General features: G+C 50.8%; 24 protein-coding genes. 14 read left to right on the top strand and 10 right to left on the bottom strand.

Going from position 1 to position 23,427, the window contains the following annotated elements:
- The first annotated feature begins 30 nt into the window (after positions 1-30).
- A complete protein-coding gene (locus HYN48_RS07445; protein ID WP_108370511.1) occupies positions 31-549 on the top strand; it encodes a shikimate kinase in 519 nt (172 codons plus the stop codon).
- Here the strand turns inward: HYN48_RS07445 and HYN48_RS07440 are convergent.
- Together HYN48_RS07440 and HYN48_RS07435 are read right to left on the bottom strand one after the other, a co-directional pair.
- The gene (locus HYN48_RS07440) at positions 541-1,035 is read right to left on the bottom strand and encodes a phosphoribosyltransferase domain-containing protein (RefSeq protein ID WP_108370510.1); all 495 of its coding nucleotides are present in this window, start codon (positions 1,033-1,035) and stop codon (positions 541-543) included. The genes HYN48_RS07445 and HYN48_RS07440 overlap by 9 nt on opposite strands.
- An 11-nt stretch (positions 1,036-1,046) precedes the next feature.
- The gene (locus HYN48_RS07435) at positions 1,047-1,433 is read right to left on the bottom strand and encodes an RNA-binding S4 domain-containing protein (RefSeq protein WP_108370509.1); all 387 of its coding nucleotides are present in this window, start codon (positions 1,431-1,433) and stop codon (positions 1,047-1,049) included.
- Between the two features lie 80 nt (positions 1,434-1,513).
- Here HYN48_RS07435 and HYN48_RS07430 point away from each other — a divergent pair, with 80 nt between their 5' ends.
- Positions 1,514-2,542 carry an FKBP-type peptidyl-prolyl cis-trans isomerase gene (locus tag HYN48_RS07430; RefSeq protein ID WP_108370508.1) on the top strand — a complete coding sequence of 343 codons (1,029 nt, stop codon included), beginning with the start codon at positions 1,514-1,516 and terminating at the stop codon, positions 2,540-2,542.
- A 93-nt stretch (positions 2,543-2,635) separates the two neighbouring features.
- Here HYN48_RS07430 and HYN48_RS07425 read toward each other — a convergent pair whose 3' ends face one another.
- Together HYN48_RS07425 and HYN48_RS07420 are read right to left on the bottom strand one after the other, a co-directional pair.
- On the bottom strand, positions 2,636-3,598 hold the full coding sequence (locus HYN48_RS07425) for a transketolase family protein (RefSeq protein WP_108373467.1): 963 nt from the start codon (positions 3,596-3,598) through the stop codon (positions 2,636-2,638).
- A gap of 14 nt (positions 3,599-3,612) precedes the next feature.
- A complete protein-coding gene (locus HYN48_RS07420) occupies positions 3,613-4,464 on the bottom strand; it encodes a transketolase (protein ID WP_108370507.1) in 852 nt (283 codons plus the stop codon).
- Positions 4,465-4,732: 268 nt separating this feature from the next.
- On the opposite strand from HYN48_RS07420, the gene HYN48_RS07415 reads away from it, so the two are divergent.
- Positions 4,733-5,248, top strand: coding sequence for a lipocalin family protein (locus tag HYN48_RS07415; RefSeq protein WP_181248434.1), 516 nt, complete (start codon positions 4,733-4,735; stop codon positions 5,246-5,248).
- Between the two features lie 88 nt (positions 5,249-5,336).
- Here the strand turns inward: HYN48_RS07415 and HYN48_RS07410 are convergent, their stop codons facing one another.
- Together HYN48_RS07410 and HYN48_RS07405 are read right to left on the bottom strand one after the other, a co-directional pair.
- A complete protein-coding gene (locus tag HYN48_RS07410) occupies positions 5,337-6,746 on the bottom strand; it encodes a glycoside hydrolase family 30 protein (RefSeq protein WP_108370505.1) in 1,410 nt (469 codons plus the stop codon).
- Between the two features lie 121 nt (positions 6,747-6,867).
- Positions 6,868-7,431, bottom strand: coding sequence for a pseudouridine synthase (locus tag HYN48_RS07405; RefSeq protein ID WP_181248548.1), 564 nt, complete (start codon positions 7,429-7,431; stop codon positions 6,868-6,870).
- A gap of 171 nt (positions 7,432-7,602) precedes the next feature.
- Between HYN48_RS07405 and HYN48_RS07400 the strand changes: the two genes are divergently transcribed.
- The 3 genes from HYN48_RS07400 to HYN48_RS07390 all read left to right on the top strand — a co-directional run bounded on the left by HYN48_RS07400 (position 7,603) and on the right by HYN48_RS07390 (position 9,955).
- Positions 7,603-7,950, top strand: a complete 348-nt coding sequence (locus tag HYN48_RS07400) for a hypothetical protein (protein WP_108370503.1) — start codon at positions 7,603-7,605, stop codon at positions 7,948-7,950.
- A 76-nt stretch (positions 7,951-8,026) separates the two neighbouring features.
- The gene (locus HYN48_RS07395; protein WP_108370502.1) at positions 8,027-9,451 is read left to right on the top strand and encodes an MATE family efflux transporter; all 1,425 of its coding nucleotides are present in this window, start codon (positions 8,027-8,029) and stop codon (positions 9,449-9,451) included.
- 168 nt (positions 9,452-9,619) lie between these two features.
- Complete coding sequence (locus HYN48_RS07390; protein ID WP_108370501.1) at positions 9,620-9,955, top strand: hypothetical protein; 336 nt, start codon at positions 9,620-9,622, stop codon at positions 9,953-9,955.
- Between the two features lie 53 nt (positions 9,956-10,008).
- Here the strand turns inward: HYN48_RS07390 and HYN48_RS15280 are convergent, their stop codons facing one another.
- Entirely contained in the window at positions 10,009-10,155 is a 147-nt protein-coding gene (locus tag HYN48_RS15280; protein ID WP_181248433.1) for a hypothetical protein, read from the bottom strand.
- 248 nt (positions 10,156-10,403) lie between these two features.
- Between HYN48_RS15280 and HYN48_RS07385 the strand changes: the two genes are divergently transcribed.
- From HYN48_RS07385 to HYN48_RS07365, 5 genes are all read left to right on the top strand, one after another.
- Positions 10,404-14,072: a PAS domain S-box protein gene (locus HYN48_RS07385; RefSeq protein WP_108370500.1), complete on the top strand. Its 3,669-nt coding sequence runs from the start codon at positions 10,404-10,406 to the stop codon at positions 14,070-14,072.
- Positions 14,041-14,457 carry a response regulator gene (locus HYN48_RS07380; RefSeq protein WP_108370499.1) on the top strand — a complete coding sequence of 139 codons (417 nt, stop codon included), beginning with the start codon at positions 14,041-14,043 and terminating at the stop codon, positions 14,455-14,457. The genes HYN48_RS07385 and HYN48_RS07380 overlap by 32 nt, the downstream gene beginning before the upstream one ends.
- A gap of 97 nt (positions 14,458-14,554) precedes the next feature.
- Positions 14,555-15,313 (top strand): LytR/AlgR family response regulator transcription factor, encoded by a 759-nt coding sequence (locus HYN48_RS07375; protein ID WP_108370498.1) that lies wholly within the window; start codon positions 14,555-14,557, stop codon positions 15,311-15,313.
- A gap of 37 nt (positions 15,314-15,350) precedes the next feature.
- Entirely contained in the window at positions 15,351-15,755 is a 405-nt protein-coding gene (locus HYN48_RS07370) for a response regulator (protein ID WP_181248432.1), read from the top strand.
- 414 nt (positions 15,756-16,169) lie between these two features.
- Positions 16,170-16,769 (top strand): hypothetical protein, encoded by a 600-nt coding sequence (locus HYN48_RS07365; protein WP_146171744.1) that lies wholly within the window; start codon positions 16,170-16,172, stop codon positions 16,767-16,769.
- 649 nt (positions 16,770-17,418) lie between these two features.
- On the opposite strand, the gene HYN48_RS07360 is transcribed toward HYN48_RS07365, so the two are convergent.
- Together HYN48_RS07360 and HYN48_RS07355 are read right to left on the bottom strand one after the other, a co-directional pair.
- Positions 17,419-17,850 (bottom strand): endonuclease domain-containing protein, encoded by a 432-nt coding sequence (locus HYN48_RS07360; protein WP_108370495.1) that lies wholly within the window; start codon positions 17,848-17,850, stop codon positions 17,419-17,421.
- A 426-nt stretch (positions 17,851-18,276) separates the two neighbouring features.
- Entirely contained in the window at positions 18,277-18,483 is a 207-nt protein-coding gene (locus HYN48_RS07355) for a hypothetical protein (RefSeq protein ID WP_219909575.1), read from the bottom strand.
- Positions 18,484-18,941: 458 nt separating this feature from the next.
- Between HYN48_RS07355 and HYN48_RS07345 the strand changes: the two genes are divergently transcribed.
- A complete protein-coding gene (locus tag HYN48_RS07345; RefSeq protein WP_108370492.1) occupies positions 18,942-19,691 on the top strand; it encodes a hypothetical protein in 750 nt (249 codons plus the stop codon).
- An 844-nt stretch (positions 19,692-20,535) separates the two neighbouring features.
- Here HYN48_RS07345 and HYN48_RS07340 read toward each other — a convergent pair.
- Positions 20,536-21,012: a hypothetical protein gene (locus tag HYN48_RS07340; protein WP_108370491.1), complete on the bottom strand. Its 477-nt coding sequence runs from the start codon at positions 21,010-21,012 to the stop codon at positions 20,536-20,538.
- A gap of 287 nt (positions 21,013-21,299) precedes the next feature.
- On the opposite strand from HYN48_RS07340, the gene HYN48_RS07335 reads away from it, so the two are divergent.
- Together HYN48_RS07335 and HYN48_RS07330 are read left to right on the top strand one after the other, a co-directional pair.
- The gene (locus HYN48_RS07335) at positions 21,300-21,752 is read left to right on the top strand and encodes a hypothetical protein (RefSeq protein ID WP_146171743.1); all 453 of its coding nucleotides are present in this window, start codon (positions 21,300-21,302) and stop codon (positions 21,750-21,752) included.
- Between the two features lie 87 nt (positions 21,753-21,839).
- Complete coding sequence (locus tag HYN48_RS07330; protein WP_108370489.1) at positions 21,840-23,426, top strand: type I restriction-modification system subunit M; 1,587 nt, start codon at positions 21,840-21,842, stop codon at positions 23,424-23,426.
- Position 23,427 lies beyond the last annotated feature (1 nt).

The following is a 23,427-nucleotide window of genomic DNA, read 5'->3' as shown; positions in this document are numbered from 1 at the left end:
TTAAGACCTTAGTTTATAAGGATTTATTGTATGGGAAAAATCATTTTGCTGGGTTATATGGGTTCGGGAAAAACCACTGTGGGGAAAATTTTATCCCAAAAAACGGGCATGCCTGCATTCGATCTGGATCAGGTCATTGAAGAATGTACACAAACCAGCATCACAGCTATTTTCGAAAACAAGGGTGAAATTTACTTTCGCAAAGCCGAACACAAGGCACTGGACATGCAATTACAAAAACCTGAAGACTTTATCCTAAGCCTTGGCGGCGGAACCCCGTGTTACGCCAACAATATGGAACTGCTCAAACGCCAAGAGGTGGTCTCCATTTACCTCAAAACCAACGTGGGCACGTTATTGGAAAGGCTGCGGCCGGAAATGATGAAACGTCCGCTGATGGCTGCGGTGCCGGTATCGGAACGGGCAGACTACATCGCTGCACACCTGTTTGAACGCAGCTATTTTTACAACCAGGCAGACATCAAAGTAAATACCGACCAGCGCACACCTGATCAGGTGGCATCTGAAATCCTCGAACTGCTAGCTTAAGTAGGCTACCGACTCGGTAGCAAATTCGACACTCACATGCTCCAGCAGCGAGGTCGAAAGTGAAATCCCCTTGAAATCAGCTTTCACGGGATATTTTTTATGATTCCTGTCTACCAGTACGGCAGTCTTGAATTTTTTCAGCGGCACATCCAGAAAATGGCGTACGCCGTAAATCAGCGTTGTGCCTGAATTGAGCACATCATCAACCAGCACCAGGCATTTGTCCTGATATTGATCGGAACGAAGCGATGTCGTTACCGGATTGTTCGGATGTTGCTTGTCGATATGCACTTCGCACAGCAGTACATCAATTGGTGCGATGTTTTCGAGGACCGACTTGATTTTCTCCGCGAAGATGATGCCGTTAGCAGCAATGCCTGCAACGATGACAGTCTGCTCGTCAACGAACGTTTCATATATCTGGTATGCAATCCTGCGGATCTTGTGTTCGATTTCCTGATGGTTCAGGATGATGTTCTGGCTCATATGGCTGTAAGTTAGTCCGAAAAATCAGTTTCATTTTCAAGTCCGTAATCCTCTAGATCGCGGCGGTCCTTTTTGGTGGGGCGGCCGTCGCCTGTGCGGCGGTAATGTTCTTTGGAAAGCCTCATCATCTCGAGTTGTGCGAAAGCTTCCGGCGGTGTCTCGTCTTTGCGGTATATATCGGCGAGCTTAGCCCCTACACGGCTCGGCGGAATATCCAATACTGAAACAATATGGGTGATCTGCTCTTTACGGAAGGTAATCTTATCGCCCGGAAACACCTCTTTTGAAGGCTTTGCCAGCGCACCGTTGACCGTAACCTGGTTCTTTTTGCAGGCCTCGGTAACCATATTCCGTGTCTTGTAATATCGCACACACCACAGGTATTTATCGATTCTCATATCTTTTACAAAAACGGAGTTAAATTTGTTACAAAAATAAATCTATATTGTATCTTGCGCCATCAAAATTCGATCCAAGAATGAGCAAATTTAAGTTTTATTTTATTGCGCTGACCGCCTCACTGACTTTATTTTCCTGCCATAAAAACGATGATGGAGTGACCATCGCCCCGCCACGGGACCGTGCTGAACAATATGCCGCAGACATCGATTCGATAGAGACCTACCTCAAAACGCATTACATGACTGTGACTACGATCGACGGCCTGCAGGATATCACGATCGATACCCTTATTGCCGGCGACGGGCACGTTTCAATCTGGGACAATACTGAGTATCCGCTACACAAGGACAAAATAGTGAAGGACGATGCTAGGCTCTCAAACCTGACTACGGGCGGGTCTGAGGATCCTGTATCCTACAAGATGTACTACCTGATCCTGAATCAGGGCGGTGGCGCCACGCGTCCCACCACGGTCGATTCGACTTTTACAAGTTACCGCGGATGGAAGCTGGACAACGAGGAGTTTGACCGCAACAAAAACGGCATCTGGTCAACCTACCCTGTACTGACCACGGCTGAAAGTGGCTTGATTTCGGGGTACAGGCAGTTCCTGACAGAACTCAATCCGGCGGAAAGTGTTACCAATAACGGCGACGGCACCTACACATTTAACAACGCAGGTGTGGGTGTGGTATTCCTTCCTTCGGGCCTCGGGTATTTCAACACGGCCAGGGCGAATATTCCGGCTTACTCACCATTGATTTTTACCATCAGGCTGAATTCAGTAAAGCGTCGTGACCATGATCTGGACGGTGTGCTGTCGGTTTATGAAGACCTGAACAACAATGGTGATTATTTCGACGATGATACCGATGGCGACACGGCGCCTGATTTCATTGATGCCGATGATGATGGCGATCGTTATTATACTAAGGAAGAAATCCGAAAACCGGCGGGCGAGGCGGGACCATCATGGAAATATCCATTTGACCCAATCCCGAATGCCGATCCTTTACTCAGCGAACCGGCCGGCATACCGAATTGTGCCGGTGACACTTCCTCACCTACACGGTTGAGAAAACATTTGGATCCGAGCTGTCATTAATGGAAAATATCACAAGCGATAAACAAAAAATCCCGCCTTTACATTCAGGCGGGATTTTTTTATGATGATTTCGGGTCGGCAAACTGCCAATGATCAATTGCCCGTTTTTCTGCCTATGACTCTTTCGGCGGCCGCTGCAATCGCCTGGTGGTTTAGCTTGTATTTTTCCATTAATTGCTCAGGGGTTCCGCTTTCGCCGAAACTATCTTGTACGGCCACGAATTCCTGCGGTGCCGGGTGATGCAGTGACAGCACGCGCGCCACGCTCTCTCCGAGTCCGCCCAGGATGTTGTGCTCTTCAGCCGTTACAATGCATTGGGTCTTGGCCAAAGATTTCAGGATGGCTTCCTCATCTAAAGGCTTTATGGTATGGATGTTGATGACTTCAGCGGAAATGCCTTTGGCATCGAGCGCCTCAGCGGCAAGCAACGCTTCCCACACCAAATGCCCTGTCGCGACGATTGTCACATCGGAACCTTCCTGAAGCAGGATGGCTTTGCCGATTTCAAACGGTTCGTCGGCAGGCATAAAATTTGGTACTACCGGCCTTCCGAAACGGAGATACACCGGACCATGATGTTCAGCAATCGCCAGGGTGGCCGCTTTAGTCTGGTTGTAATCGCAGGTGTTGATTACCGTCATGCCCGGCAACATCTTCATCAGTCCGATGTCTTCGAGGATCTGGTGGGTGGCACCGTCTTCACCCAGGGTCAATCCGGCGTGTGACGCACAGATTTTTACATTCTTATCAGAATAGGCTACGGATTGGCGGATCTGGTCATAAACCCTTCCCGTAGAAAAATTAGCGAAAGTTCCCGTGAAGGGAATTTTTCCGCCTATGGTCAATCCCGCAGCGATGCCGATCATATTGGCTTCTGCTATCCCGATCTGGAAAAAACGTTCCGGATGATTTTTCTTAAAGTCGTCCATCTTCAGCGAACCGATAAGGTCCGCGCAAAGCGCAACGACATTTTCATTTTTTTGTCCTAATTCAGTAAGTCCAGCGCCAAACCCGGAACGGGTATCCTTACTGCCTGTATTTTCGTATTTTTTCATAACTGTAGTCTGCATTAATAATCGCTTTCGCCGTCACAATAATTCTGCGTTAAAGCCGCCTCAAGCTGCGCATCGTTCGGGGCTTTTCCGTGCCATGCGTGCGTATGCATCATGTAATCGACACCGTGACCCATCTCTGTATGCAGCAGCACGCAAACCGGTTTTCCTTTGCCCGTTTTTGCTTTGGCCTCTGTCATCCCGCTGATGATCGCTTCCACGTTATTGCCTTCAGTGATTTCAAGCACTTCCCAGTCGAAAGCTTCAAATTTAGCCCTTACGCTTCCCATCGCGAGTACCTCATCGGTGGTACCGTCAATCTGCTTTCCATTCAGGTCTACAGTAGCAATCAGGTTGTCCACTTTTTTGGCGGAAGCATACATGATCGCTTCCCAGTTCTGTCCTTCCTGTAATTCGCCGTCCCCGTGCAGGCTGTAGACGATGTGCTTGTCGTTGTTGAGTTTTTTTGCCTGTGCGGCACCGATTGCGACTGACATGCCCTGTCCAAGCGATCCCGATGCTATGCGCACGCCGGGCAAACCTTCGTGCGTCGTAGGGTGCCCCTGGAGCCGGGAATCAATATGGCGGAAAGTCGCCAGTTCCGCCACCGGGAAATACCCGCTGCGCGCCAGTACGCTGTAAAAAACAGGCGAAATGTGGCCGTTTGAAAGGAAAAACAGGTCCTCCCCTATGCCATCCATGTCAAAGCTGTCTTTTCGGTCCATCAGATTTTGGTACAGTGCTATGAAAAATTCAGTACAGCCCAGCGAACCGCCCGGATGGCCTGAGTTTACCGCATGTACCATACGCAGGATATCCCTGCGAACCTGGATGCATAAGTTGTTTAGTTGTTGTGTGTCAGGCTTCATTTTAAGTTGAAAAAGTTAAACTGGCGCAAAGATAACCAGATAATTGGATTTCATTTCAATTAATTATCAAATGCCTGTTGGTAACTCTGGCGGAAATGAATTAGCAGAAAAGTAATGAGCTGCTGTTTGTAAAAAAGTTATGACATTGACCCTTTACGTTGCAGGATTACCGAAGCGCTTCATAACCTTCGGACGGAATGTTGTAATGGTGTCGCGCAACGCACGCGTACATTTGACCATTCAATAAATGAAAAAAGAAATGAAAAAAATGAAATTTGTTCTACTGGCCGCTACAGCCTGTTTCGCCCTGTCCTGTGATGATGAAAGGGATACCATCAACAATGATATTACCGGGACTTACAACCTGACCTCGTTCCGTACGGAAATGCCTGTCGATTATGATGGGAATGGTACCCGCTCTTCTGACCTGATGGACGAAACAAGGTGTTATGATGACTCCCGCCTGACAATCAACAGGGACGGCACCTACATACTCGAAGAGAATGCAGTGGCCATCAATGGCACCACTTCATTTTGCGATGCAAGAATTGTAAAAGGAACCTGGACGAGATCCGGAAACTCACTGACGACGACATCTGACCTCGAAGACGGTTACGTCGTGGATAAATATGCTTTTGCAACTGATAACGGAATGTCGGGGAACACCATGACGATCACCATGGCACATGCCGATATCCCGTTCAGGGACGCTGCCGGCAATCCCCACCTGACTTCCGGCACCGTGGAAGTGACTTATACTGAGCGGCCGGACAGCGCCTACTAACCCGTGTAACGCATATATTCCCAAGACCTGCTTCGGCAGGTTTTTTTATGCCATGCCGTTTTCCATCGGTGAAGGCATCCTGATGGGATTACCACAGATAACTCGCGACGGCACCGGACTCTAAGGTCGCTGTGACCGCCTTTCCCCACCGCTTACTATCTTTTATAAAAAAGGTCTGCGTTGCCGGCCCACTGTTCAGCACGATCAAAACCTTCCTGCCGTCAGGCGTGACGAAGGCCACGTTTTGCAAATCCCCGATAACATTGCTTGCGATGCGGCGTGAACCCGCAGGAACGAGCATCGCCGCGTGGGCCATCGAATAATAAGCCACATTACGCGTCACCTGATTTCCATCGATTGTAATCGCCCCAAGGCAGGAGGTGCAGCCGCCGTCATCGGTATGCGGACGGTACTGGGGGTCAGCCGCGAGATTCCATTGCAGCACCGTTTTAGCCCAATTGCGAGTTGCCGCGATGACCAGGTTGCCTACATTGCTTTTCAAATCTTCAGCAAACTTCTCCGGACCGCCATTCCATTGCTCGGTAAAATACAGGTTTTTGTCCGGATGGGCGTCATGTACCGCAGTCATTGCCGTGATTTCGCCACCATAGAGGTGAAATCCCGAACCATCCACGTATTGCTTCGCTTCGGGATCATCCATGATTGAAATCGGGTAATCAGGCCGGTCGCAGTTGTGGTCATAAAGCACAATTTTCGTCCTGATTCCGGCTTCCCTGAAGGCAGGCCCGAGGTGGCTCTTGATAAATTCAGCCTGGTCCCTGGCTTCCATGTACATGCTCGGCGTATTGCCCGGATGCAGCGGCTCGTTCTGGACCGTCACAGCATCGATTGGAATGCCCGCTTTCTGCATGCCCTGGATGTAGTTCACGAAGTAATACGCATAGGTCTTGTAAAATTCCGGCTTGAGGCTGCCACCTTTCACCTTTCCGTTGGTTTTCATCCAAACGGGTGCCGACCAGGGAGACCCCATAATTTTAATGGTAGGATTGATGGCGACGATTTTCTTCAACAGCGGAATCAGCCCCGTCCGGTAATCATGCTGCAAGCTGAATTTTGCCAGCTCCGGATCGGTTTCACCTTCCGGGAGGTCATCATACGAGAACACGTGGTCATCAAGGTCAGACGCCCCGATGCTGACGCGGAGGTAGCTGACAGAAATGCTGTTGCCATGATCTCCAAAAAGTTCATCGAGCAATGCCTGCTGTTCCTTTTCGCCCATTTTGCTGATCAGCTGCGCGCTGCCGCCGGTAAGGCAGTATCCAAAACCGTCCATTTGCTGGAAGGTTTTGGTTTCGTCTATGTAAATGGTCTGCATCTTTTGCCTGACGTTCTCAAAACGTAATGCCGGCCGGGGCTGTAGCAACATCGAACGGTCGGGCTTGGTCATCCAGCTGCTGACCATCGCAGCTGACTTTTTCTGAGCAGTGGCTGCGACCGATAAAAGCAGTGCGATGAGTGTAATCCTGAACAATTTCATATATGACGGTTTTATGGTTGGCCCGCAAATATAGCGGCTGCACTGTTTTCAGCCAAACAGAAAATCCGGTGCAAGGCCCGTTGTAAGTTTTTGATAGGTTTGCCAGCGCCGAAAACCGGGGTCAGAGCAAAAATCCATCGACCTCAGCGACCATTCCCGAAGGCATGTCACCCAGATGGATGTTGCCGATACGCACCCGCACCAGCCTGAGCGTCGGGAAGCCGACGGCAGCCGTCATCTTGCGCACCTGTCGGAATTTCCCTTCTTTCAGGGTAATGGATACCCAGCTCGTCGGACCATGCCGTGCATCGCGTATTTTCTGTCCGCGCGGCGGGAGATCGGGCGCATCAATCAGCCGGGCTTCGCATTTACGGGTAATGTATTTCTTACCATTGAAACCAATTTCAACTCCGGCCTGCAACGCGTCAACAGCTGCCTGTGTTATGAGTCCGTCGACCTGGGCATAGTATTCCTTTTCGACCTTTCGGCTGCGTACCGTTTCGCTCATCATCCCGTCGGTCGTAAGCAACAGCAACCCTTCAGAATCTTCGTCCAGCCTGCCTATGGCCATTGTTCCCTCGGCAAAATCATACAATTCGCCCAGCAGTTTCTTTTTCCGTTTTAACTCATAGATAAACTGGCTCAGGTAGCCGTAGGGCTTATGGATGATGTAATGGTGGTGGATCATGGTGCGGTACTTCGGTGCTTTTTTGAGATCGTGTCGACTGCGCTTTTGGTCCGATAAAGATAAGCCTCCAAATATAAATGTATGTTAAACCCTGACGTTTTTGGTTTTAATAATCGTAATTTCATAGGGAACAGCATATTGAAAACCCACTACTTAAATATTTAAACGATGAACCACGACAAAGACCTCGGCAATAAAAAAGTGAACAATGAACAGGAAGTCAACGAAGGTTTCAGCGCCGAAAACCTGCCGGAAGATTACAATCCCGCAGAGGCCAGGCTGAAACACGAAACCGAAACCGACGAGCAGGGCAACGAACACCACGTGAAACGGGCGAGGAACAGCGATGCCGATGAGAGAAACGACAGTCCTCATGCCGGCGGCCACACCAAATCCTACGATGGCGATATGCGATCGCAGGTGGAAAACAAGGACCGGAATGCTGATACAGCGACCAACCGCTATCCGAACAGCCACCCTGACAACCATATCGACCGCGGGAATATGGACAATTAAATATACAATCGGTTTAGAAACCGGCAGGCTCATTTTCATGGGCCTGTTTTTTTTATAAAAAAGATATATTTGTCCGATGAAACAAAAAAGACCGCTCACAGGGACCATAACCGCTATATTTTCTGTGATAAAAAAATCGCTGAAAGGCGAAACAATTGATTATACGACGGGCAGCATCCGGCTTTCGGTCATCCTTCTCGCCATCCCGATGATGCTTGAAATGTGCATGGAATCGGTATTTGCTCTGGTCGACCTGTATTTTGTAGGGCACCTGGAGAACAGCAGCTTCGCCGTTCAGACCGTTGGACTCACCGAATCGGTACTCACGATTGTCTATTCGCTGGCCATCGGGATCAGCATGGCGGCGACCGCAGTGGTGGCGCGCCGTATCGGAGAGAAGGACCCCGAAGCAGCAGCGCGTGCGGGTATGCAGGCGATACTTATTGCGATCCTTATTAACGTCGTGATCAGCGGGTTGGGCGTGTATTTCGGTACCGATATCCTCAAACTCATGGGCGCAGGTCCTGAAGCCGCCGTACAGGGCACACCGTTCATCCGGATCATGATTGGCGGCAGTCTCGTCATCATGTTACTCTTCCTGATTAACGGAATTTTCCGGGGCGCCGGCAATGCCGCAATTGCGATGAAAAGCCTTTGGATTGCTAACCTGAGTAACATTATCCTTTGCCCGATATTCATCAATGGGCTGGGGCCTGTCCCGGCATTCGGACTTACAGGCGCCGCAATAGCCACTACGCTGGGCCGCAGCATTGGGGTGACCTATCAGCTCTATCACCTGTTTAACGGCAACAGTGCGCTTAAGGTGGCGCTGTCGTACTTCAAACCCAGTCCCGACATTATCCGTTCAATTGTGAAGATTGCCTCGCCTGCCGTATTGCAATTTGTCATCGCCTCGTGCAGCTGGATTTTCCTAGCGCAACTTGTGGCGAGGACCGGCGGCGACCATGGTTCTGCCGGATACCAGACCGCCATGCGGTTGATGATGTTTTTCCTGCTGCCGGCCTGGGGCCTCAGCAACGCGGCGGCGACGCTGGTAGGACAGAACCTCGGAGCCAAAGAGATTGCACGCGCGGAAGAATCCGTATTGAAGACGGCGAAGTACAATGTGATGTATATGCTGGCAGTGATGCTGGTCTCGCTGCTGGGCGCCGGATTCCTTGTTGATTCCTTTACAAATGATCCGCTGGTACGGGACTATGCTGTCGAGGCAGTGCGCATCATTGCCTGTGGTTATGTCTTTTATGGCATCGGTATGGTGATGATCAATGCGTTTAACGGCGCCGGCGACACCTGGACCCCTACATTAGTCAACTTAGTGGGATTCTGGTTGTTCCAGATTCCGCTCGCCTATGTGCTGGCAAAGCACTACGGGATGGGGCCGCGCGGCGTGTTTTTGGCGTTGCCCATTGCCGAGACAGGCATTACAATAGCGAGTTTTATCCTGTTTAAGCGGGGGAAATGGAAAACTGTAAAGGTGTAGCAGACAAAGCATACCGACATTAGGAGCACCGACATACTCGCCCGCGCATCCGATTTACTCATTCATCATGCCCTGTTGCTCAGTTTAACACTATTGAGTGTATATTATTCGTAACTTGGCGCTACCAAACTACCTGCACTGACCTGCTGCCAATAAAACCGCAGCACGATGAAAACGAATTTTTCTTTAATCCTTTTATTGCTATCAGGCATTTGCCTGGCACAGCCCGAACACATCAGCACAGAGATTTCACAGGTCATCCGACCCGATTATGACACGGCATCGCATAAGATTATTACCAAGATGTTTGCCAAGGAAAGCGATGCGGCTGAATGGAAGGAAATCTACGAGCACGAAACCCTTTTCAAGAAATTCCGTGATGCGTCTCTGACCAAAAAGGAAGAGTATCTCAGAGCAGAAGAAGCGGGCAGGCAACTGCTGGCCGACGGAAAGATCCCTGAGACGATGCTTCCGGTTGCCGGCAATGAAAGCCAGGAACGTTAGCGCCTGGCCCTGCTACGAGGCTCGTTCAACAATTGCTAAAAAGAATCACGCTGTTAAAATGCAGTGTCCGGAAAAAAGACGTCCCAGTCTTCATGGGTATGGGCAGCTACATCACCCTCGTGTGCCGCATCTGTAGTCGCAGCGTTGACCATCAGGTGTTCCAATTCTTCGAACCCATTGTATGTGTGTGGCGTTTTCATAATAATCTTCCGTTTGAGTTTACAGCAAAATTAAATTTCAAATGACAGGCGGTGTTATGCTTAAATCCATAAAGTTTGTATTTTAATCAATCCGCAAAACCGATATCATATTTAACGTAAGATATTTCTTCCTATAATGATATTATTTCGCATAATTTCACTATTTCACCTCATTTTTTGATTTAAAGCACATAAACATTTGTTAAAACATCTCAGCTTACATACATTGCGAACAATTTCAGTAAGCTATGCCCTCCTATCCCGAATCTGTAAACGTTCTGCCCGAGGGCATCCAGACACTCGACCGATCCTGGCGGTATGTTTATATGAACGACGAAGCCATACGGCAATCGGGGAAGCGCAGCGAAGAACTGATTGGCAGGAAGATGACCGTTGTATTTCCCGGAATCGATGAGACGCCCCTATTTAAAAATCTGTTGCTGGCGATGGACCTACGCATGGCGTCACGTTTTGAAAATCTTTTTACATACAGCGACGGCCAGACCGCATGGTATGACATCCGCGTACAGCCCAGCGAGGAAGGCATCAGCATTTATTCCGTCGACATCACGGCGCGCAAGGAATACGAAGCCAAATTAAAACGCGCAAACGGCCTGTACGCGTTCCTTACCCAGATCAGCCGTAATATTTCCACCGTCGCGGACGAAAAGGAACTGTTTCACGACTGCTGTCATCTTGCGCTGCGCTTTGGTAACTTCACTATGGCATGGATTGGCATGTATAACGATGGTAGCGAAACCCTGACAATGGTGGACCAAAGCGGCATCCCTGAGAAAGATCTTCCATTATTTACTGAAGCCCTCAGTCACACCAATCCCCAGTTTTCACACATTTTACATTCGGGCGAATATTATATTTCCTTAGACATCCAGCAAGAGGCCGGCCTTGAGCCATGGCGGTTCTACGCAGCCAAAAACGGCGTCCGGTCCTGCATTCTGTTGCCCCTGCGCAAAGCAGGCGTTGTAGCGGGGCTATTGAATTTGTATTCAACCGAAATCAGGTATACTGACGAGGACCTCGCATTGCTACATCAGCTTACCGACCAGATTTCAAGGGCGCTCGATATTTTCGATAAGGTCAGGAAGCAGCAGCAGATGCAGGATGAACTTGCTGCCAATGAATCGCGGTTCAGGCATACGCTCGATAACATGCTTGAAGGCGCCCAGATCCACAATTTTGAATGGCGTTATCTGTATGCCAATGATGCCCTGGTCGCGTCAAGTACCTACACCAAGGAAAAGCTGATTGGCCGCTCGCTGCTGGACGTATATCCCGGTATCGAACAGACCGAGTTATTTAAGGTGCTCGAACATTGTATGACGCACAGGGTCTCCCGAAAATATGAAACGGAATTCGTCTTTCCTGACGGCAGTGAAGCGTATTTTGAACTGAGCATCCAGCCCATACCAGAGGGGCTTTTCATCCTGTCTTTTAATCGCACCGAAGAGATGCGAAACCGCGAAAAGCTCATCAAGGTAAATCGGCTTTACGCATTCAACAGTGCCATTAACCAGAATATCGTGCACGTCGAAGAAGAGCAGGAATTGCTGGACAACACCTGCAGGATTGCTGCCGAAATCGGAAAGTTCACCCTCGCCTGGGTCAAAGTGGTAGAGAATAAACACCTCAGGCGCGTCAGCCTGGCCGGCACGGAAAACGATCCGTATCCCGAAATCCATGAACTCCGCCTGCCGGTAGACCATCCTGACCTCGTCAACACACCAATAGGCAAAGTAATGGAAACAGGGAGGTACTGGGCGATCAATGACATTACTGCCGATCCTATGATGGCGGCCTGGCAGGACAGGCTGCTGGATTGCGGCATCCGTTCGGCTATATTCCTTCCTATCAAAAGGTTCGGAAAAGTACTGGGGATTATCGGGCTGCACGCGCCCATCATCGATTTTTTTGATGCAGAGGAAATAGCACTGTTGGAAGAAGCGGCAGAAGACATTTCATTTGCGATGGAAAATTTTGAGAAAGCGCGTAAGCACCGCGAAGCTGAACTGCTTATCGAGCGCAACGAAAGGCGGTTCCGTGCGCTGATTGAAAAAAGCTCGGACATCAAGACGCTCGCCACGCGCTCAGGCGAGTTATTATACGGCAGCCCTGCATTTACCAAAGTGCTCGGATACCGGCCCGACGAGTACCTGCATACGTCCCTATTTGACCTCATACATCCCGATGACCTTCCCGCCTTTACCGAGAAATGCAACAAAATACTGGAACAGCCGGGCGCATCCTATCTTTTCCTTCAAAGACGCAGGCACCGTGAGGGACACTGGCTGTGGTGCGAGGGCACGGTAACCAACCTGCTCGAAGAGCCCGGGGTAATGGCTATGGTGTCGAACTTCAGGAATGTCACCCCGGCGGTTGAAGCCCGGGAAAAGCATGACTTTGACAACAGCAACCTCGACGCGCTGATCAACAACACCAATGACCTGATGTGGAGCCTCGACCGCGATTATAGGCTGATCACTTCGAACGCGCCGTTTGACGAGCTTGTGAAAAAGGTCCGCGGCACTGCTTTTGAACGGGGAGAGAATGTATTAAGCAATGCCGGGAAAGGACGTGCGGAGCGATTCAAGGGATATTATGACCGTGCTTTTTCGGGGGAAGTGTTTTCGGTTATCGAACACACGCTGTCGCCCAATGACCTGTGGTCGGAAATATCGTTTTACCCGATCCGTGCGGGCAGCGACATCATCGGTACGGCCTGCCATTCACGCAATATTACGGACCGGATCCGGACCGAACATTTGCTCCGCCGCAGCGAACTGTTCAGCCGTGGCATCCTCGACTCGCTCAGCGCACACATTGCAGTAATCAACAGTTCGGGCGATATTATTACCGTCAATGAGTCGTGGCGCAGCTTCACCCGGCAGGACCCCGATACACTTCTGAGCCATACCGCTGAAGGCAGCAATTATTTCACGGCATGCCAAGAGGCCGTGGCGGCAGGAAATGCAGATGCCGAAACCGTATTGGCGCACATCATGGACATCCTTTCCGGGAATATCCGGGACTTCTATCACGAATACAAATGCACGGCAAAACCCGGGGACCGCTGGTTTTCGATGCTGGTGAGGAAGTTTGAGGACGACGAGACCATGATTGTCATTTCGCATCAGGACATCACAGCGCGTAAGCTTGTGGAAAACCAATTGGTTATGAACAACGAATCGCTGATCAAGACCAATAATGAGCTGGACCGCTTTGTGTACAGCGTATCACACGACCTGCGCTCGCCACTGACCTCGGTACTTGGCCTCGCCGGGCTGATTGAAGCGGAGAGCAATGAGCCCGATACAATCGTTCACATCAACATGATCCGCAACAGCATTACGAGGCTGGATAACTTCATCAGGAACATCCTGAACTATTCCCGAAATAACCGGACAGAGGTCAGTATCGCGTACATCCCGTTGCAACAGACGGTCGACGAGGCGATTGGGCTGCTATCGGGCGCGAAAGAGTCTGAAGCCATCCGCTTTGAAACCGACATTACCGAAACGGTCCCATTCTATTCTGACCGGCAGCGCTTCTCCACTATCATTGAGAACCTGATATCGAATGCTATCAAATACCACAAAACGGACGGTACGGATAAATTCATCCGCGTCACGGCAGGCACCTGTGCGAACAGCCTTGTGCTGAGGGTGGCTGACAATGGTATGGGTATCGGTGCGAGGCACATCCCGAAAATATTTGACATGTTTTACCGCGTGGCCAATACCGCTAATGGGTCGGGTATCGGACTGTATATCGTCCGCGAAAGTGTCGGGAAAATGCAGGGCACCGTAGACGTGAGCTCAGAGGAGGGAAAAGGCACCTGTTTCACCATCATCTTAAAAAATTTACACCATGAATATGACACCGACAACAGCCATCCATAGGGTCATGATCGTGGATGACAGCGACATCGACCGTTACATCGCGAAAAAGATCATGGCGAGGCATGATTTCTGTAACGAAGTGATTGATTATGAAAAACCTGCAGAAGCACTCGAGTTCCTGAATGACAACCAGCAGCATGCCGGTGCCTTACCGGATGTCATCTTTCTTGACGTGTACATGCCCGAAATCAATGGTTTTGACTTTATGAAAGTGTACGACGGCTTTTCAGCGATGCTGAAGGCACAGTGCGATGTGTATATTGTCTCTTCAACCATCGACCCGAAAGACCTGATGATGGCTGATCAGGACCCCAATATTGTGGCGCTGCACGTCAAGCCGCTTGATGCTGAATTCCTGTCGCGTGTACGACAGCGACGCCCATAAGGCAGTTGTGCGGCACGGGCTGCAGTTGTTACCCCGTTGCTTCCAAAACTTCGCGCCCTGTTATTTTTGCACCCCCACTTAACCTAAATCATATACCATGCCCCAAATGCCCATTTATGCTGTAGTTGTCACCGAAGATCCGGAAGGCATCGGTTTGCTCAGGAAGTTTGAGGAGGAGAATGCCGTCATCCTGAACATTGCTGCGGAAGCCGCGAATGTGACCGAAGGGATCTCGGCGATTGCCTCCAGGCGCCCTGACCTGATCTTCCTGGACGGTTCGGTCGATGTTGCGGCGTTTTTTATGCAGCTCGACAAACAGGGATTCGCTGTGCCGAAAGTCATTATGATGTCAGCAGAAGCCCATGATGCGGTCGAGGCGTTCCGGCACAATGCCGTCGACTTTATCATGAAGCCGCTTGAGTTCAACCTGCTGATGATGTCAATGTACAAAGTCATCCGCCGTATCGAAATGGAGCGTGCCATGCAGAAACAGAACGTGGAAAAGGTCAGCGCCGAGGCGAAGAACGAGGCCAAAGGGTTTGTAGCGGTATCATCGCTTGATAAGATTGAGCTGCTGCGGATGTCGGATATACTGTTCTGCAAATCGGAGGGGAAATATACGGTGTTCCACCTCGCCGACGGCCGCAAGATCATGTCGAGCCGCAATCTCGGGGAATACAGCAAGATCCTCGACTACAACTTTTTCTTCAGGGTGCACCATTCGTATGTGGTCAACCTGCTCCACATACGGCAGATCGTGAAAAAGGATGGTTACTTCTGCGAATTCGCCAACGGCATTACGGTGCCCGTAGCCACGCGAAGGCAGGAAGAATTCCAGCGTTTCATGAAACTTTAGGATGCAAACAGACAGTCAAATAAAAATCCCCTTTAAGATGACAACAGCCTTTAAACAAGTCATGATTATAGACGACAATGCGGTGGACCTGTACATCGCGTCGCGCACCATCACCAGCAACCGCTTTGCCTCCCATGTTATAGAGTGCAGAGGTGCCGCGGAGGCGCTGGAATATCTGGCCTATCACAGCCACGATGCTGATAAGCTGCCACAGGTAATCTTTGTTGATATCTACATGCCGCAGCTCTCCGGATTTGATTTTATTGAGGGGTATGCCCAATTGCCTGAACGGCTAAGGACAGGCCGCACACTGTACATGCTGTCTTCCTCTATTGACGACCTGGACATCCATAGGTCGCAGGCCGACGAGCATGTCGGGGTGTTTCTGGTCAAGCCCATTACCCGGGCCGTACTTGAGCGCATAGCCGACGGCAGCGTCTGACCGGGCCGACTTTGGAACCGTTGAGGGAAGTCCGCCCGCAGCGCCCGTAATGATTATCCGTCCCGCGGCGCACTTATACCCTCCATGCTTCGGATATTACTTCTGCCCTGTATGTTTCATCGATATGTCGCAAATTTACTACAACCAATCAGGGATTGGCAGTGAATCTGAACCAAAAACGACAACACCATGAAACAGATGTACAACACCCTACAAGACCGGCTCTTCCTCGCCTGCATCCTGCTCTGTACCATTTCAGCCTGGCCATCCCGGGCGGCGTTTACTGCCCACGGCACGCAGCCTGGCCAAGTCCGAAACCTACGCGTCACCGACACCACTGAACCCGAACGGCACCGCTACTGGCTGTCGCTGCACACGAGCGACGACATCGTCAGTACAATACTCGTGGGCTATATGGACGGCACCACTATTGGTGCGGATCCGGGCTACGACTGTATGGGCTTTTCAACGAGCGTATTCTACACTTTGCTCGGCACGGACGCCTACATCATCCAGGGACGGCCGCTGCCGTTTACGGGCGACGATGTGATCCCGTTGGGCTATAAGGCGGCGCAGGCGGGCAGTTTCACGCTGTCTATACCGGATGCTGACGGCCTGTTTGAAGCCCAGGACATCCTGGTTCGCGACAAGCTTGACGGCACGCTGCACAATGTGAGCGAGGCGCCGTACACCTTTACCAGCAATGCGGGTATCTTTAACGACCGGTTTGAGGTTCTCTATGCCGATATGGCGACCGCGAGCGTCCTCTCGGCCGGCACAGACAACACCCTTGCCCGTGTGCAGGTATGCCTTGCCCATGGCACCCTTTCGATACAAAGCCCTAAGAATATTGCTACCGTGAACCTCTATGATACCAGCGGCAGGCTGCTCACGTCGCGCAGCCACGTTAACGCGCCTACCGTCGCTATCGAAGCCGGCTGGACGAAACAGGTCCTGATCGTTCAGGCAGTTGCCCTGGACGGCTCCACCGTGACGCGAAAGGTTATACAATAAACGGCAGTACGCCTGGCCACGCTGCCGCGCCATCCATTTTTGGGGAGTGGGCGGGCCGACGCAGCTTGGGAACTGCACCGGCAGCCCCGCTGATGGCAAGGACAGTAAGGACAGGCGCACACTGTAATTTCAGATTTGGTGAAATGAAGAACCCGCAATGTAAGGCTGCGGGTTTCTTTTTTTTTTGTGCTACCCGTTCCCCTCCTGCGGAGGGGTGCCTGAAAGGCGGGGTGGGATTGATGCGTTGTGATTACTGTGAAAGTAAAGGGAAAGATTTTTCTATTCGGGCGTGCGGCTATCCCTACGCTTTACGTGTAAGGTAAAGGGAGCGATTTTTACCACCCCGGCCTACGGCCTCCCGTCTGTTTTACGTATACGGTAAGGGGAACGATTTCTCCACCCCGGCCTACGGCCACCCCTCCGGAGGAGGGGAATGGGACGTGTGTTTCCCCTCGTGCGGAGGGGTGCCTGAAAGGCGGGGTGGGATGGATGGAGTTTGCCTGCTGAGTTCGATTTGCGCGTGAGGTACAGGGGACGTCTCTTCCACCCCGGCCTACGGCGACCCTTACGCTGTACGTGTAAAGTAAAGGGAACGTTTTTTACCACCCCGGCCTACGGCCACCCCTCCGGAGGAGGGGAATGGACGGCATTACTTTGTTGTCTGTTTCTGGCCGAAATGTGCTATTATATATTGTTCGAGTTCCGCCATCACACTCGCCAGATCGTGCTTCACCCTGTAATCGATGATGCGGTATAGATACAGGCCCAGTGCAGTGAGGTGGCCTTCCCTGCGCGCATCGTAATCTGCTTTATCGTTATGGCTGGCGCCGTCAATTTCGATAATCAGACCTAAGGATTTGATATAGAAATCTACGATATAATTGCCAATTACCCTTTGACGGTCGAAGTCGATATGATGGAATTTTCCGCGGTGTACCTGTTTCCAGAAAATGACTTCGGCAAGATTACCTGCTTTGCGGAGTAAACGGGCTCGTGACGTAAGTTTGGCATTGGAGGGGAGGTATGCAACATCCCTACGATAAATGGGGATGCCGTTGATTGTGGCGATTATTGTTTGCATGGCGTGTATTTGTTCGTTAAATGTAAGGATTTATGCGGGTAGTTGTGGTGTTCCAGGTTAAGGAGCGTTTTGCTGTCATGGCTTGCGGTCACACCTTCGCTGTACGTGTAAGGTAAAGGGAGCGTTTTTTGCCACCCCGGCCTGCGGCCACCCCTCCGGAGGAGGGGAATGGGACGTGAGTTTCCCCTCCTGCGGAGGGGTGCCTGAAAGGCGGGGTGGGACGGCTGCGGCGTTGTGATTACTGTGAAAGTAAAGGGAAAGATTTTTTTACTCGGGCGTGCGGCTATCCCTACGCTTTACGTTTAAAGTAAAGGGAACGTTTTTGCCACTCCGGCCTACGGCCACCCTTACGCTTTACGTATAAGGTAAAGGGTGCGATTTTTACCACCCCGGCCTGCGGCCACCCCTCCGGAGGAGGGGAATGGGTTAGTTCAGGCGTTTGCGGACGTCCGCTTCCGTGAAGCCGAAATAGCTGCAAAACTCAGAGATGGTGACGGGTTGATGAGGCTGTTTGCTGTTCCGGGCACGGATTTCCCGAATCAGGCGGCGGCAGTAGCCTTCGCTGTAGCCAGTCAGTAGTACGATGTCTTTGGTGTGGATGCACAGCCTTGAGGTGCCTTCGGAATTTTTCATGTTGTGGTGTTTTTGGTTTATAATTGTTTTATCAAAATCGCTGTTTTTATTTTTTTATTGCCGCTTTAAGCCGCACTAGTACCGCTTTAGTACCGCACTAGTACCGCATTAGTACCGCACTAGTGACGCACTAGTGACGAAGTACCGGCGCTGTTTGCCCGCATTACTGCCTGTCGGAAACCGGGTGATTCGGTTTTTACAATAACTGTTTGAACTGCGGCTAACTTTAAATCAAATATCGCAAGGTTTTGAAATTTTAAATCACATATTGACAATAAATTAACATATATACCTGCAATACTGTCAGAGTGTTGTTTTGGTTATGCTGCAACAGCGGAACATTTTGTACACAAACAGACAATAACGGCACTGTCCCGAACGCAGCGGAACCAGCTATTTGGAAATCAGCACCATAACGATATTCCTTTGTGCCATTATTAATTCTAAATTTTTTAATCATGGCGAAACAACGCGGATTTTTAAAGGTTGAAGGAAAGATCGATGACATTTCCTTTTTTAAGAGAAAAGATGAATATCTTTTACGGCAAAAAGGCGGTGTGAGCAAGCACCGCATCATGAATGACCCTAAATTCAAACGGACACGGGAGAACGGCGTGGAGTTTGGGATGGTTGCCAGTGCAGGCAAGCTGTTGCGGGATTCCTGCGGGATTCTCGTCAATAAGGCGAAGGACGGCACAATGAACACCCGGATGATGCAGGTCATGACGGCCATCAAGGCGATGGATACGACGTCAGTCCGGGGACAGCGGCAGGTTTACAACGGCCTTGGCACCACCGCCGGCAAAGAACTGTTCAAGGGTTTTGAGTTTAACGGACAGGTTTCGCTGCCGCAGGCGCTCAGTGCCGCGTACGCACTCACTAAGGCGACGGGTAAAGTGGTGATCAGCGACCTGATTCCTGCCGACCACATTACGGCACCCCCGCATGCTACGCATGTTTCGTTCCGGGCGGGATTCCTGAACCTGAATTTCCATACGGGAGAGAAAGCGATTACGTACAGCCCGGTGGTGAATCTAGCCCTTGGTGCGACCATGGGCAATGTGACCCTCACTCCTACCGGCGTACCTACGGGTACCGGCACGGTGCTGTACCTGCTGCTCATGGAATTTTACCAGGAAATGAACGGGGTGCAGTATCCGTTAAGCAACGGACAGTTTAATGCACTGACGGTGATTGATGTGGCTTGATCTTATTCCCTTTTTTTTTTGAAGGCGCCCTGAGAGGGGCGCTTTTTTTGTGATGTGGGGTTTGGTGGTTTTTTTACGACGGCGTGGGGTCACGCCTACGTTTTACGTGAAATGTAAAGAGAACGTTTTTTTTCCACCCCGGCCTGCGGCCACCCCTCCGCAGGAGGGGAATGGGACGTGTGTTCCAATCCTGCGGAGGGGTGCCTGAAAGGCGGGGTGGGATTGATGCGTTGTGATTACATTGGGAGTAAAATAATAGAATTGGCGTTGTGGCTTGTGGTTAAACCTACGCTGTAAGTTCAAATTAACGGGAACGTTTTATCCACCCCGGCCTGCGGCCACCCCTCCGGAGGAGGGGTGCCTGGAAGGCGGGGTGGGATTGATGCGTTGTGATTACATTGGGAGTAAAATAATAGAATTGGTGTTATGGCTTGTGGTCAACCTACTCTGTAAGTTCAAAGTAACGGGAACTTTTTGCCACCCCGGCCTGCGGCCACCCCTCCGCTGTAGGTGTACGGTAACGGGAACGTTTTTACCACCCCGGCCTGCGGCCACCCCTCCGGAGGAGGGGAATGGGACGTGTGTTCCCCTCCTGCGGAGGGGTGCCTGAAAGGCGGGGTGGGATTGATGCGTTGTGATTACATTGGAAGTAAAATGATAGAATTGGTGTTATGGCTTGTGGTTAAGCCTGCGCTGTAAGTTCAAAGTAACGGGAACGTTTTTGCCACCCCGGCCTGCGGCCACCCCTCCGCTGTAGGTGTACGTTAACGGGAGCGATTTTTCCACCCCGGCCTGCGGCCACCCCTCCGGAGGAGGGGAATGGGACTGTGTTTGTGGGGTGGGGTTATTGGAATACTACGAATGTGCCGGTGATGTGGCCACCGAAATCGAGGAGTGCATCAGTGCTGAATGACATGCCTTTGTTGTTGTGGAATGTGAGGGTGTATTTGTCTTCTGCGTGCTGTTGGATGTCGAGTGTACCATGTACGACCAGGTAGGTTTCGTTGGCGGGGCTGAAGGTCGCGCTGACGTAGTCAGGTGCGTCCTGCATCCTGTCAAAATGATACGTCCCGGTAAGCGGTTGCCCATCAGCAGGCCTGTTGACCTGAACGGACATTACGGGAGTGTTGCCGCCGTTGGTGAGCATAAAATCGACCACATCGAGTCCTGTGATTGTCGATGTGGTGTAATTGACCGAGCCCTCGGTCAGCGTGTAGGTACCGGTGTCAAGTTGGATCGTGCCGTTTAATGTGAGGTCGTCATCAGACGTGCAGGCCAGGCAGCATGACAGTAATGCAATGAGGATGGCAAGTTTTTTCATAGTAGCCTATTTAACGGGTGCGGATTTTTGCGGCAAGATAATTAAATATGGTTATCTAAAAAATACCCACTAGTGGGTATTGTGCTGTGTTTGCCTGACCCCTATTTTTAGCAATGCAAGCTATTACTATTCCGGCCTCGTTTCCGGGTGTACAAAACAGGTATTTTTACGTGGTTCAGCGTCGCTAAAATAGTTTATGTTTGGACAAGTCCCGGGCGGCATTCCCCAAAGTGTGCCCTGTGAATTGGCAACGAAGGCATACCAAAAACAATCAAACCATTACCACAATGAACAAGATCATTATCCTGAAAGCAAACAGCAATACGGGCAAAACCACTAAAATCAATACCATTGCCGACTGGATCATCACCACCCATGGCGCTGCCAACACTATCGGGCTGGATCCTGCCCATCTTACCAAAGACAGCTGTGGCGTGCTCACGGTGGGTAAGCTTAACATCCTTGTCAACAGTGCAGGTGACGACCATGCCAGCGTGCTGAAAATTGATGCAGCCCTTCAATCATTCCATGGACAGGTGGATATCATCCTTTGTTCCTGCCGTACCAAAGGCATCACCTACCAGCATTTGTACAAAAATTACAACCGCAGCACTGGGTGGCTGGACGTCATTATCCCGATTGCCGAATTTACCCCTGCGAACCCGACGCGTCAGGCGGCAAGGGATGCGGCGCTGCTTGCGGAGATACAGGCCTGGCTCACAGGACTTCCGAAACTGTGATGCAAAAGCAGCTACCATGCCCCGGACAATTCTTGCTTTTACTACTGTAAACCGTTACATTTAGCCAATAAATATAAAACGGCACCTATGTCAGACGAACAAAAAAAACTCCTTGAATCCCAGCTCTGGAACATCGCGAACATCCTGCGCGGCAAGATCAACGCGAACCAGTTCCAGGATTACGTACTGGGATTTATCTTTTACAAATACCTGTCCGAAAAGATGGAGAAATACGCGAACGAGATTCTCCGTCCGGACCATATCGAATACACTGCGATTAACGAAGACACCCAAAACGAATACATCGAGGCCGTCAAACATGCTGCGGTTGAGAAGCTTGGTTTTTTCCTGAAGCCTTCGGACCTGTTCAGCAGCCTGGCTGCCAAAGGGAATGCTAAAAAAGCACAGGACGGCGATGATGATGAAAGCGAGGAAACCTTTATCCTTGAAGACCTTGAGCGCATCCTTAAAAACATCGAGAAAAGCACAATGGGGGCCGAGTCTGAGGAGGATTTTGACAACCTGTTTTATGATATCGATTTGAACTCGACGAAGATTGGCCGTACCGTCAGCGACCGGAACAAGGTGATCGTGAAAATCATCACGGCGCTCAATGCGATTGATTTTGATCTGGACAATACCGAGGGCGATGTGCTGGGTGATGCCTACGAGTACCTGATTGGGCAGTTTGCTGCCGGTGCGGGACAGAAGGCGGGCGAGTTCTATACGCCGCAGGCGGTGTCGTCGATATTGGCGAAGATCGTAACGACGGGCAAGAGCCGACTGAAGTCTGTTTATGACCCTACCTGCGGCTCAGGTTCCCTCCTACTTCGCGTGGCGAAAGAAGTGGGTGAAGTCGCGCATTTTTACGGGCAGGAGCAGAACCGAACTACGTATAACCTCGCGAGGATGAACATGATATTGCACAATGTGTCGTACCATGATTTTACGATACGACATGAGGACACACTGGAACGCCCGCAGCATTTGGATTATAAATTTGAGGCGATTGTGGCGAACCCGCCGTTCTCTGCACAGTGGAGTGCGAACCCGCTGTTTATGAACGACGAGCGTTTCTCGCAATACGGCAGGCTGGCGCCCAAGACGAAGGCCGACTTTGCGTTTATACAGCATATGGTACACCAACTGGACGACAACGGCATCATGGCGTGTATTGCGCCGCATGGGGTGCTGTTTCGCGGCGCTGCCGAGGGGCATATCCGGAAATATTTGATCGAGGACCGCAACTATGTGGATGCGATCATTGGGCTGCCGGCGAATTTGTTTTACGGTACGAGCATCCCGACCTGTATATTGGTACTGAAGAAATGCCGCGAGTTCCCTGATGACATCCTGTTTATCGATGGCAGCAAGGAGTTTGAGAAGGTCAAGAACCAGAATGTACTGCGCGGTGAGCATATTGACAAGATTGCGGACACCTACCGCGACCGAGCCGTGGTGGACAAGTTCTCGGCCGTGGCTAAGCTGGAATCCATTAAGGCAAACGACTATAACCTGAACATCCCGCGCTATGTAAACACGTTTGAGGAAGCCGAGTCGATCGACATCAATGCGGTGGCGCTGGAGCTGAAGGCACTGGACCGGGCGATAGCGGAAACAGACCAAACGATTGCCGCATTTTGTACCGAATTAGGAATCAATACCCCATTTTGAG

Source organism: Flavobacterium magnum (assembly GCF_003055625.1).
GTDB classification, from domain to species: Bacteria; Bacteroidota; Bacteroidia; order Flavobacteriales; family Flavobacteriaceae; genus Flavobacterium; species Flavobacterium magnum.
The sequence above is the reverse complement of the archived record's forward strand: the minus strand, read 5'-3'. Positions and strand labels throughout refer to the sequence as shown.